The sequence below is a fragment of the Campylobacter sp. CNRCH_2013_0898h genome (genome assembly GCF_025772965.1).
Lineage (GTDB): Bacteria > Campylobacterota > Campylobacteria > Campylobacterales > Campylobacteraceae > Campylobacter_D > Campylobacter_D lari_D.
Genome location: NZ_JAKMTD010000019.1, coordinates 1 through 11,900 on the forward strand (window position 1 = coordinate 1; position 11,900 = coordinate 11,900).

An 11,900-nucleotide genomic window follows, 5' to 3' on the forward strand; every position below is an offset into this window, starting at 1 on the left:
TAAGATAGAACTTATAAATATATTAGAAAGTTTAAGTTTATACAATCTTTCAACTTTAATGCAAGATATACAAAAAAGATACTTAAAACTAGAATATAACTTAAAAAGCTTTGATAAAGATAGTATCTTTTTATCTAATATGATTATGAATGTGAGATTGAAGTAGAGTTTTGGATTAATATAAGCTTGTTGTTAATTTATGGTTATTTTCATAATATTGGGTATTATTAAAATTTAATAATATCAATAGTTTAAATAATAAAAATTCAGATCTTATGTATTTGATTTTTATATAGATGAATAAATGATATATTTTGATAAATATAAAAATTATTCATGAAGTTTAATATGTATTATTTCGTAATTTTTTATTTTTTTTCCTAAAATTTTACCCCATCCTAATTTGGAGTGAGAGTAATCTCCTAGCTTAAACAGCATTCTTTTATTAAAAATAATTTTAAGATATAAATCAACACAAAATTCATTGTTAGTTAGAAATAATATACTTTCTTTAAGCTCTTTGTATTTTTCTGCGTTTGGAAAGTATTTTAAAGCTTCATCATAGTGTATATCTTTTATATAAATAGCTATTTTATTTTGGTAAGATAGAAATTTTTTTCCTAAGATTAGATTTTTTCCTAAAATATGATTTTTACTTCCTAATTTATTTAATTGTATGTGTCTTATGTAAATTTGATGGGGTATATTTTCTATAATATTTAATTGATTTTGTAAATTAAAAGTGATTTGTAAAATTCTTTCAATATAACTTTTAGGTCTTCTTAAACTTAGTAATAACGGTGCAAAAGGCAGATATCTCTTTGCAATTTTTGTGTCATTGATACCTAACATAGAAAATAGTATTTTAGAAATTCTATCGTTGAAGTTAATATCAAAACTTTTTGGATAATTGTTAAGAGTGGTAATTTCAAAAAAAATCCAAAGAAGATGGTGATTGAAGAAATCAAAAAATAAACTCCATCCATCCCCGCCATCCTCATTCCTAGAGAGCTTGTCTAGTATATAAGAAGGGAGTTGTGATGTATTACCTTGTAGACCCATAAAATTAATCATAATTTCAATGGGAAAATCACTAATATTTTTATTGAATTTTACATATTCGATTTCTTTGTTAGGATGCATTAGGGCATTATTTACCCTTAGAAAAATATCTTCTTTGGGATGATCTTTTAATAATTTTTTAAGAAGTTTATAAAAGGTATAAGAGTTTGCATTGTTCATAATATAGGTTTAATTCCTTTTTTAAAAGGATAATGTATAGTTGCTTTTGAGTTTATGCATTTAATTTTTAATTCACAAAATGAATTAATACTCACAAAGGATGATAAAAATTCTGAAATTATTAATCCTAGCTTATAAACTTCACCCAAAGAATAAAATTTAGAATCATCTATACTTATAATACTCATAGTGCCTTTTTTTGTAATATGCTCATCAATTAAGTAGCTTGGTTTTGACTGTATGTCAATTATTGAAGAGGTAAGTAATTGACATACTACTTCAGAAGTTTTATCATCGGGAAAGCTATAGCTTTCTAAAACTTGAAAAAAGGATGTTTTTGTTAAAAGAGTTTGGTAACTAAATGACAAAATAGAAACTAATTTCCATAAAAGATCACCATTGGTTTTAACTTGCTTAATCGGCGTTGGAATGGTAATGTTTTTCGTAATAGCATCTTTATAAAAAGGTATAAGATTGATATCGCCTATTTTTAAACGGGTCGGTAAATTTTTATTACAGCATAATACATCTATTGTGATTGTTTCATTTGTATTGTTTGAGGAAAAAAACGATATTTCTTTGAAGTTATCTTGCTTGGAATTTGATTTATTTGTAATGTAGTAAAAATCTTGTATTTTATTTTGCATAAATTCAAAACGTTCAAAATTTTTATAATTTTTTAAAATTCTACTCCCGCTGTCGCTATTATGTGCTTTGACTTGTTTTATTTGAACTATATCATATGCATTTAAATTTGTTCTATCGATGAAAATTCTATATCCATTTTTCGAGTGATTATTGATGATAGGTTCTGCTGTTTTTTCGAAAATATTAATGATTGGTGTTGTCGATAATGAGAATAATTCATTTTTTATAATACAATTTTTAGGAAGTGTCTTATTAAATTTAAAAAAAATGCTAATTAACTTACCTTTACACTCATGTAAAACATCCAAGCCTTGTATTGAGATAAAATTAAATTTTTCAGGCAAAAAAAAGTATTCTCTTAGCAAGGAAAAAGATTCAAATCCTAAGTCATTATAAAATAGGCAACTTTCGTTTGGCTTTAAACCCATAGTTTTAATATTATGGGTATTTATTTTAAATTCTTCTTTTGTGTCATGAGATATGACTTTTATTTCTTCTAAATATTGATGCATATAAAAAAGTAATGTAGATGATGTGTAAACATCATCCCCTAAGTATATACTTAGTTTATCTAAACCTAGATGTTCTATGTTTAAATCTTCTCTACTAACTCTAAGTTGTATATCTAATGTATGATATTGTCTTTCACTTCCTAAAAAAACATTCTCTATATTTAATGGATATAGATATACATCATATACTGTTTTAAATTCACATTCACATTTTTCTATAGATACAGATTTAACTGTACTATTTTTAGGAATAATTAATCTGTTGAGTTTGCTGTTTTCGCTAAATTTGAATTCTTGCATACACATAGAAGGTAGAATGTTGGTGTAATTTGGAGAAAGAATATTAATTAGAGATTCTGCAATATAGGGTATATTTTGATCTAATTCTTGATGAATTTTAGAGGTTAATATTGCTAAATTTTCAATAATTCTTTCTATATCTGGATCTTTACTATCGTAAGATAAAAAAGGGGTTAACTTGGGAAATTTATCTATAAAAATTTTCCGAGCATGATTAAGATAAGCAATCTCCTTTTGATAATAATGTATATCATCTTGTGTCATTTTAGATAACCTCGCAATATCGATTATTTTTAAATATAATTTCAATTGCAAATTCTTTAAAATTATCATTACAAAAAACACATTTTAGTAAAAATGAAAGTTGCCAAGGTTTTAAAGAATCATTATATGTGATAGAATTAATTATAATTCTTTTTTCGTATTTACTTATGAGTTTATGAATTTCTTTTGCCATGTTCAAGCAAAGTTCTGTCGAGCTTAAATTTAGATTTTCCATACTAGATAATCCAAAATCTTCAACACTTAAGCAGTCATCAAGTTTTGCATTAAGCAAAACTTGTATATTATTTTTTATTTCTTGAAATTCATTTTGATAAAAAGGGATATTTTGATATTGCTCATCCAATGAATGAATAATTTTATCCAACAAAGACATTTATTATTCTTTATCCAATTTACCTACTAAAGATAGTTCAAAATTTCCACCCATATATTTAAAGTGAGGACGAACACTCAACCCAATCTTATACCATCCAGGCTCCCCTGGTATATTATCCACTTTTACTTGAGCCCCTCTAAAAGGTCTTCTACTTCTAACCTCTGCTGGTGGATTTTCTTGATCTGAAATATATTGTCTAACCCATTCGTTTAAACCATTTTCAATATCACTTCTTTCCTTCCAGCTTCCAATTTCTTCTCTTTGTAGTACTTTTAGATAATGTGCTAATCTTGAAATTAAAAATACATAAGGCAATTGAGTGCCTAAGCGGTAATTTGTTTCAGCCTCTTTTCCTTCTGGTGTGTTTGGAAATATTTTAGGTTTTAAAGCAGAATTTGCTGAAAAAAATGCTGCATTATTGGTGTCTCTTCTTAGAGTTAAAGTTATAAACCCATTTTCTGCAAGTTCATATTCTCTTCTATCTGTAATCAAAACTTCAGTAGGAATTTTAGCTTTTAAGTTTCCAAAATTTTCATAAAAATAAGTAGGAAGATCTTTTACGCTTCCACCGCTTTTTGGTCCTATGATACTACCACACCACCTGTATTTAGCAAAACTTTCTGTTAATCTTGTTGCGAAAGCATATGCTGAATTTCCCCATAATAGATGATTGTGAGATGCGTGAACATTTTCTTTGTAATTAAAGCTTTTGATGGGATTTTCTTCACTATCATAAGGCGATCTTGTCAAAAACCTCGTAACCATTAATCCTGTGTATTTAGAATCTTCATTTTCTCTAAAAGTTCTCCATCTTGTGTATTGTGGACCCTCGAGAAGACTTTGTAAATCCTGAATATTAGCTAATTCTGAATAATTTTCTAAACCAAAAAATTTAGGTCCTAAAGAAGTTAAAAATGGAGAATGACTCATTGCTGCTATGCTTGACATTTTATTTAAAAAAGTCATATCTGGACTTGTAGTGCTTAGTTGGTAATCACCAATTATAGCACCAACTGGTTCTCCACCAAATTGTCCATATTCTGAAGAATAAATATTTTTATAAACAACACTTTGGGTGATGTCTGGATTATTTTCGAAATCTTCTAAAACTTCTTCTTTTGTAATATCAAAAAGATTAATTTTAATATTTTCATTAAAATCAGTTCTTTCTACTAAGAAGAAAAGTCCTCTCCAAGTCGATTCTAATTTTTGAAATTCTTCATTATGTAAAATCTCATCCATTTGTTTTGATAATAAATCATCGATATGGGCAATCATTTCATCAAGTGCAAATTTGTTGATTTTATCTTCTATGTTATCGCTTTCAACTATTGCGGAAATAAATTCGGCTACTCCTCTTTTTGCTATACTATAGCTTTCATCATTTCTAGCATATTTGCTTTTTTCCATAATACTTTCAATAATTGGAGTATCAATTACTTTATCTTTTGACATATTATGTTTCCTTTATTCTTCGTTATTTTCTTTTTTGATTTCTAAAAGCAACTGCTCTTTGGTTTTTTCATTTTTTAGAGCATCTAAAACAGCTTTTCTAAAATTTGGAATATTACCCATAGGTCCTTTTAGAGCCATTAATGCTTCTCTAAGGCGCATTAGTTTATTTAACTCTGGCACTTGTTGCACTATATTATCAGGCGAAAAATCTTTCATACTAGATATTTTTAGGTTGATATCTAATTCTTCAGCGCCTCCACCCAAAGTATTTTTAACATTAAATTGGGTTTTGATGTCTAGTTTTTGCATAACTTGATTAAAATTTATTTTGTTGATAGACACAACTTCCCTATCTTCTAAATTTTGTCCATTTTTACCTGTTAAATTAGCCATTATCATAAGTTTTAAAGGTAATTCTATCTCTGCATTTTGCCCGTTTGTTTTTGCCTTGTAGGTTATATTTATGCGTTCTTTTGGTGCACTTGATCCATCAGACATTTTACTTCCTTATTTTTTGAATTAAAATTTATTTTTTAAATTATACATAAAACTAAATAAAGAATAACTAAGTTTATATTTTTTTATTAGTTTTGTTTTTTGCATAATTATACTCATCACTTAAGTAATCCTTTAATAAGGTTTTTTCCATAAGTTCAACTAGTTGTAAGTATATAATTTTTGCATTATTTTTCATATTGTTTGTTTCAAAAACTTGTGCCATGGCTATTAAAGAATTTATATTACAAAATAAAGAATTATTATAATTTTCATTGTTTATTTCAATGAGTATTTGTTCTACTTTTTTATTTTTATCGGATGTAGTGAGTGTTTTTTTATTAGTTTCTTGATTTTGTTTTACAAAATAATTAAATGTATCTTCTTTACACATTAATTCGCCGTTGTCAAATCTTAACTTGGTAATATCTTTGAATTTGAGAATAAAATTGCAAGTTAGTAAATTTAAAATTTTCAAGGAGTGTTCTTTTTGATGATGATGTAAAAAATCACAAAATAGTTTAAATCCTTCTATCCAGAAAGGGTTAAGTGAAAGGTTGTTGATAAAACATTTTATTTGATCTAACTCATTCGTATTTTTATCTAATAGTAATTTTATTAAATTTCTATCAGGATATCTTACTTTAGTGACAAAATCTGAATGCGGTGGAAGGGTTTTTAATCTTCCCCAAGCTGCTTCTGCAAACAATGAATAAGCATTGGTATTTTCAATGTTATTTTCTAGTAATTCTATTGCTAGATTATTTAATAATGTTCTGTATTCTCTATCACTAAGATTAGATAATTTTGTGTTTTTTATATCGATATTTACTTGTGTCACTGGAGATTTAAGAGGTGATTGTTTAGTTTGAGTTATTTCTTCTTTAATGTTTAATTTTGCAAAATTACAATTTAAAATTTCGCGTAATTTTTCAAAATACTCATTTAAACTTTTAGCTGCGACTTGTGAGCATTTTGGTGAATTTTTATTAAATTCATTAATAAAATTTTCAACAATTTGTTTGTATTTCTTTTTTTGATTTAATAGTATAGAAGATGTTTTACTTATATTTTCAGGTTTTTCTCGAAATAATTTTTCTGTAAAAATTATTATTTCTAAAAATATTTTAAAACACTCTTCGTTATTTAATGCTAAACATGATAAAGAAAAGTAAGCGAAAATTTTCATATCCATCGAGTTGTTTTGTAAAATATCTAATGAGTATTCATATACCTTATCCCATTGTATTTTTTCATGATTTAATGTTTTGTATTTTGTCATCTCTTCTTCAAGTAAATGAAATATCTCTAAGTTTTCTAAATTTTCTTCATAATGATCACAGAAAATCATTTTTTATCTCCTAAGCACTATTGAAAGTTTTTTTAATTATAATAAAAAATAAAATTATAGTGTTATTTATTTAAGTATTTTTTTAAGGATGGGAATGAGAAAAATTTTTGTTATGTTGCTCATGGGGTTGTTTTTAAGTTCTTGCTCTAGTGTTGTAAGTGTAAAGATTGATAATATAAAAAATTCTAATTTAAATAGTAGAAATGATGATGTTCCTTTGACTGTTATTGTGTATCAACTAAAAGATGTAAATAAATTTATAAAGGCTAGTGATTTAGAGCTGATTAATAGAGAGGATGCTATACTCGGTAGAGATAAAATTGACTCGATTAGACTACAAATTGCCCCTAAAGATAATATTATTGCTTTTAAAGTTATAGATGAAGAAGTGCCGTATATTGGTATTTTGGTTTTATTTGCAAATAATACTAAAAAGGTAACAAAAATTTGGGCAAAAACAGATGATGCTAATGGTTTTGGAACTAAAAAAACATTAAAATTTGAAATAACAAAAGATGGTATTAGACATATTTAATCTAAGGAAAATATAATGGCAGATAAGCTAAAAGTAGCTTGGTTTAATGGGCTAAATATTGATAAAATTCATTTTGAGCAACAAGAACGATATTTTGAAAGAAATATTAATCTTAAGACAATTTCAACTTTCAATAATTTATATGGAATAATTGATTTAGAATTTTCCAATGAAATGTTAATGCAAGGAAAAATAGCACTTAAAAGAATTTCTGGAATTGCTAAAGATGGTAGCATTTTTAATGCGCCAGAACAAGATGAGCTTCCAGAGCCTTTGGAAGTTAATTATGATTCTTTGGTAAATTCTATTATTGTTATTAAAATTCCTATGGGTTTATCCTCTATAGCAGATATATCTTTACACAATAATATACCTAATTCAAAATACATTAGTTTAAGAAGTGTTGTAGCTTCAAGAATATATGATGATAATACTAATGATGTTTTTAAACATACTGATTTGGAAGATGAATATGAGAATGATAATATTACTTTCTCTCAAGAAAAAATAAGCATTACTTTAGCTAGTTTAAGATTGAAATTGGGCTTTTTAGGTAGTAAAACTCCAGATGAACTTGAAATTCCTATAGCAAAAATCAAAAATATTGATTTAAATAAAAAAATAGAGTTAGATGAAAGTTTTATACCCACTTGTTTAGATTTAAATAAATCTTCGTATATTAAATCATTTTTAGAAGAAATTTCGCATTCAATTAAACAGCATAAAGAAATACTCACTGAAGTATTTAAGGGTATAGATCAAACTAAAAACACCTTGGATTTTAGTACATATTTATCGCTTAATCTTTTAAAAAAATGGTATTTTATTTTTTCATATATAATCAATAAAGATAAAATACATCCTGAAAATTTATATGAAAAATTAGTTGATTTTCAAGGAGATCTTAGTGCTTTTGGTACTGAAAGCTCCTTTTCTGATTTTATAGTATATAATCATGATGACTTGACTAACACTTTTTTACCACTTACTAATCAACTGAGAGTTTTATTTGCAAAAATAACTTCTCCAAAATATACTATGGCTCAAGTAATTGACAATAACAATGGATTTTATGATTTGTTATTTGACAATCCTACGGTTATTGAAGAGGGTGAATTATTTTTAGCTATTAGTGCTGATGTTAATCATGAGTATTTATTATATAATTTTAAAACTCAAAGTAAAATTCATACTCAAAGTAGGATAAAAAGTATAGTAACAACACAATTACGAGGGATAAACATAGAGCAAATTTCAAATATTCCATCTTCTATACCTTATTTAAATGGTTATATTTATTACAAGTTAGACAAAAAAGATGAGCTGTTTAAATACTTTAAGGGTGAAAATGTTATAAGTTTATATCTAACAACAAATATAAAAAACCCTGATATAAAAATGTGGGCTGTATTTTAAGGAGTAATATGCAAAAAGAATCACATTTTAAAGAAGGATCTTTGCTTTTAGAAAGTGATTTAAAAGGTTTAGAAATCAATAAAGTTGTTGATAATTGCTTGGAAATTCTTTTACTTGTTTATAGATTATCTAAGGTTCATTCTTTGGATACTGCTTATATAGAGAATTTAAAAGAAAAGCTTGTGAATGAAATTTTGGTTTGGAGTTCAAGATTAAGTACTTTTAAAGAGTATGATGAGAAAGATATTATAAAATTAAGATATTGTTTATGTGTATTTATAGATGAAAGTCTAATGAAAAATGATTTATTTATTAATAGCTCTTGGGCAAATCATACTTTAACCGTGAGGTTATTTGATGAGACTCTAGGTGGTGATAATTTTTACGATATAGCGCTTTCTTGGTTGTCTAATCCATCCAAAAACAAGGATTTTTTGGAATTCATATATGTTTGCTTGATTTTAGGATATAGAGGAAAATATTCTCATGAAAAAGATGTTGAGGAAAAAATTATTTATCTTTGTAATAATATAGCATCGGCTTTAACTCCTCTTATAAATTTAACAGATGAGACAGCTTTTGATAAGGCTTATAATGGAGCTAATAGGGAAAAATTTTGGCAGTATTTTCAACGCAGATTTATGAAATTTACGTTAGTTGTTATACCTATTGGATGTATTTTAGGTTTTTTTATTTTTGCAATTTTTGATTTACAAACTCATAATATTAAAATCGATTCTAATATTAGCAGTTTGATTAAGAATATAGAAAAATTATAACTCTTCGTTTGGAATGTTTAATTTTAACTTTTGAAACATAATTTCGTTCCAATGTTTTGGAAGATTACAAATTTTTGGGTAATATTTTTGAAAAAAATAAATAAAAATTTGAGGATTTTCAGCTAGAGAAAAATAAAATTTTCCTTTATTTGAAGATAAAATTTTACCATCATGGTTAATATTAGGGCTATAAAATTTATATCCTTTTATTGGAGGCATTTTTTTAAGGAACTTTGAATTTGGATAGTGTTTGAAAAATTTTAAATAACCTTCGATATAACCCACCCCATATTTTAATGGATTTATATTGGTATAGAAAAAATCAATAAAAGGGATATTAGAATTTTCTCCATAGTAAGGATTTGGTATAAGATTGATTTGTTTTTGATATAATTCTTTATATGTAGTGTAAGCACCGGCATTAAAAAGTAATTCATTTTCATCTTGAAATTTACCAGAAAAATATGGAATTAAAAAGTCATTTAGACTCCAAACTAAATATTCGTAAAAAAGCTCATCGCTAAATGTAATTTTATAATCTTGTTTAGATAGTGTATCAAGTTGATTTAATATATCGTTTTTATGGTTGTTTTTGTCATAGATTAAAGCGGTAATGCCACTATTTTCATAAATTTTATTAAAATAATTTTTAATTAAGTTAATGTTTTTGGAATGTAAATCATCAAAATATGAGTAAATTTGTTCTTTGGATAAGATTATATTGTTATTTTGCCTGAAATATTGCACTTTGTTGTTTGTTATTTCATTAAGCCAAAAATTATTTAATTTTTCAAAATTAATATCAAAATTACTTGCTATAAATTTTGGAAACAAGTTGTTTTTTTCTTCTTGAAATATTACCTTTCCTATATATAAAATAGCGGTTAAATCATTAATTTTTTTATTATATTTACTACTATAGAAATTTGAAATATCGTTTATTCTATCTTCAACACATAAAATATTTGTTTCTATGCCAAGATATATGGTTTTATCTAATCTATTGTTAAAAGCATATTTTTTTAAATCAGGAAGTTTAATTTTCATTCTTTAGCCTAGAAAATCTATTATTTTTTCGACAAATCTTGCATCTCTTTCATTTGGTTGTATTTCGTAAGCATTTTCTTGCCTTTCTTTGTCATCAAATTTATAAAAGCCATCAAATAAAATTTTATAATCATCGCTTATAGAGAATCCATGTGCATAAAACAAATATCCTCTTAAAATACCTTGTCCCGGATAATAATAAGTTTCAACATAAAAATGTCTAATCTCGTGAATCATAGTTTTTATTATTTCTTTTAAATCATGTAGATTATTTTCATTAACACGTATGCGTCTTTTGTAATATTCTCCCCATTCTTCTTCGTCTCCTTGGAAAAAATCTATTTCACCATTTTTTGTTATTAAATTTAAGTCTAATTTTTCACATATAGCGGTTGCAATCTTACTAATTAAATTTTTATAAATTGCTATATCCAATTTTTTACCTTGCATCAATTCATCATATTTTTCTTTCAATGTTTTAGGATTGTTTTTTTCTATAGGGCAATTTAGCAAAACATCTTTACAAGTTTGAAAATAAAAATCTCTATCTCTTTGATAGTCTTTGAAATCATTTTCCACGCTATCTATGAAAGATTGACTACCTAGGTCAAATCTATAGTAAATATAAGCAATTTTTCCTGCTATTTGAGGATTATTTTTACAGAATGAAAAGAAATTTTCTCTCATAATAGTAAAGGTATCACCTATTTTTTTAGATAGACATTCGAAAAATTTAACAGCATCCCAAACACTTTGTATGTGTGATATTTGGTTCCATTCTTGAATATTTTTGGGATAATTTGCAAGATTAACACCATTAGCAACATTATCATCTTCTCCAATACCCACTCTAAAACTCATATCAATGATCACATAAGGATCTTGTAAAGTCGGCATTTCGCCTTCATAAGCAAATACCACAATATAATATTTTTCAAATTTAGTTTCTTTTGTTCTATAAAGAGGAAGAGAAAAGCCAATTTTATTTGTATTTTCTTGTTCAATTAAAGTTGCATTGTAATCATCATTGCACTCTAATTCTCCATCTTCATCAATATCAACTAAAGTACTAAAACTATCAAAACTTTGCAAATAATCATCCGATACAAATAATAATTGCATTTTAGCTTGACTATCACATTCAAAAAAACCCCATTTTCTTTGTATATCGTCGTTATTCTCTAAGAAAAGTTCTATATATGTTCCTGGTGCAAACGGAGCTTTAAGATCGTATATTTCCTTAGAGTTTATGCTATTCATTTATCTATCCTTTATTTCTTTTGCAAATACAATTTTATTGTTTCGTTTTTGGGGGTATTTAACTTCTAATTCGCAAAGCAATTCTTCTTCATTTGTAATATAGCTTAAATGCTTTAATAAATCTTCAAACAATACTCCATTAACTATTCCTATACTACCATTGCTACCAAATTCTCCCTTTTCATTAATGTTATAAAGA

The 11,900-nt window shown here is 25.9% G+C and carries 11 protein-coding genes and 1 pseudogene; 3 read left to right on the plus strand and 9 right to left on the minus strand.

Translation table 11 applies throughout. The annotated features are described in order from the left end of the window. Positions 1–330 precede the first annotated feature (330 nt). From L8X50_RS07835 to L8X50_RS07860, 6 genes are all read right to left on the minus strand, one after another. The gene (locus L8X50_RS07835; protein ID WP_147575449.1) at positions 331–1,242 is read right to left on the minus strand and encodes a type VI secretion system baseplate subunit TssG; all 912 of its coding nucleotides are present in this window, start codon (positions 1,240–1,242) and stop codon (positions 331–333) included. After that, the gene (gene tssF / locus L8X50_RS07840) at positions 1,239–2,966 is read right to left on the minus strand and encodes a type VI secretion system baseplate subunit TssF (RefSeq protein WP_263659961.1); all 1,728 of its coding nucleotides are present in this window, start codon (positions 2,964–2,966) and stop codon (positions 1,239–1,241) included. The genes L8X50_RS07835 and tssF overlap by 4 nt, the downstream gene beginning before the upstream one ends. Position 2,967: 1 nt before the next feature. Beyond that, the gene (locus L8X50_RS07845; protein WP_044598843.1) at positions 2,968–3,360 is read right to left on the minus strand and encodes a GPW/gp25 family protein; all 393 of its coding nucleotides are present in this window, start codon (positions 3,358–3,360) and stop codon (positions 2,968–2,970) included. Between the two features lie 3 nt (positions 3,361–3,363). After that, entirely contained in the window at positions 3,364–4,818 is a 1,455-nt protein-coding gene (tssC, locus tag L8X50_RS07850) for a type VI secretion system contractile sheath large subunit (protein WP_044598842.1), read from the minus strand. Positions 4,819–4,830: 12 nt separating this feature from the next. Then, entirely contained in the window at positions 4,831–5,316 is a 486-nt protein-coding gene (tssB, locus tag L8X50_RS07855) for a type VI secretion system contractile sheath small subunit (protein ID WP_263659962.1), read from the minus strand. A gap of 73 nt (positions 5,317–5,389) precedes the next feature. Then, entirely contained in the window at positions 5,390–6,664 is a 1,275-nt protein-coding gene (locus L8X50_RS07860) for a TssA family type VI secretion system protein (RefSeq protein ID WP_263659963.1), read from the minus strand. A gap of 94 nt (positions 6,665–6,758) precedes the next feature. Here L8X50_RS07860 and tssJ point away from each other — a divergent pair, with 94 nt between their 5' ends. From tssJ to icmH, 3 genes are read left to right on the plus strand one after another with little or no spacing between them, the layout of a single operon-like run. Next, positions 6,759–7,199, plus strand: a complete 441-nt coding sequence (gene tssJ / locus L8X50_RS07865) for a type VI secretion system lipoprotein TssJ (protein ID WP_147575446.1) — start codon at positions 6,759–6,761, stop codon at positions 7,197–7,199. Between the two features lie 15 nt (positions 7,200–7,214). Continuing rightward, the gene (gene tssK, locus L8X50_RS07870; RefSeq protein WP_044598839.1) at positions 7,215–8,615 is read left to right on the plus strand and encodes a type VI secretion system baseplate subunit TssK; all 1,401 of its coding nucleotides are present in this window, start codon (positions 7,215–7,217) and stop codon (positions 8,613–8,615) included. Positions 8,616–8,623: 8 nt separating this feature from the next. Next, entirely contained in the window at positions 8,624–9,394 is a 771-nt protein-coding gene (gene icmH / locus L8X50_RS07875) for a type IVB secretion system protein IcmH/DotU (RefSeq protein WP_263659965.1), read from the plus strand. Here the strand turns inward: icmH and L8X50_RS07880 are convergent. The 3 genes and pseudogenes from L8X50_RS07880 to L8X50_RS07890 form a co-directional block, all read right to left on the minus strand. Next, positions 9,389–10,441 (minus strand): hypothetical protein, encoded by a 1,053-nt coding sequence (locus L8X50_RS07880; protein ID WP_263659966.1) that lies wholly within the window; start codon positions 10,439–10,441, stop codon positions 9,389–9,391. The genes icmH and L8X50_RS07880 overlap by 6 nt on opposite strands. 3 nt (positions 10,442–10,444) lie before the next feature. After that, a complete protein-coding gene (locus L8X50_RS07885; protein ID WP_263659967.1) occupies positions 10,445–11,701 on the minus strand; it encodes a hypothetical protein in 1,257 nt (418 codons plus the stop codon). Beyond that, a pseudogene (locus L8X50_RS07890) lies at positions 11,702–11,900 on the minus strand (hypothetical protein); the annotation flags it as partial.

Coding starts and splice junctions, on each gene's coding strand:
- tssB (WP_263659962.1), bottom strand. CDS start 5,316: ATGTCTGATGGATCAAGTGCACCAAAAGAACGCATAAATATAACCTAC.
- L8X50_RS07885 (WP_263659967.1), bottom strand. CDS start 11,701: ATGAATAGCATAAACTCTAAGGAAATATACGATCTTAAAGCTCCGTTT.
- L8X50_RS07860 (WP_263659963.1), bottom strand. CDS start 6,664: ATGATTTTCTGTGATCATTATGAAGAAAATTTAGAAAACTTAGAGATA.
- tssC (WP_044598842.1), bottom strand. CDS start 4,818: ATGTCAAAAGATAAAGTAATTGATACTCCAATTATTGAAAGTATTATG.
- tssF (WP_263659961.1), bottom strand. CDS start 2,966: ATGACACAAGATGATATACATTATTATCAAAAGGAGATTGCTTATCTT.
- tssJ (WP_147575446.1), top strand. CDS start 6,759: ATGAGAAAAATTTTTGTTATGTTGCTCATGGGGTTGTTTTTAAGTTCT.
- icmH (WP_263659965.1), top strand. CDS start 8,624: ATGCAAAAAGAATCACATTTTAAAGAAGGATCTTTGCTTTTAGAAAGT.
- L8X50_RS07845 (WP_044598843.1), bottom strand. CDS start 3,360: ATGTCTTTGTTGGATAAAATTATTCATTCATTGGATGAGCAATATCAA.
- tssK (WP_044598839.1), top strand. CDS start 7,215: ATGGCAGATAAGCTAAAAGTAGCTTGGTTTAATGGGCTAAATATTGAT.
- L8X50_RS07835 (WP_147575449.1), bottom strand. CDS start 1,242: ATGAACAATGCAAACTCTTATACCTTTTATAAACTTCTTAAAAAATTA.
- L8X50_RS07880 (WP_263659966.1), bottom strand. CDS start 10,441: ATGAAAATTAAACTTCCTGATTTAAAAAAATATGCTTTTAACAATAGA.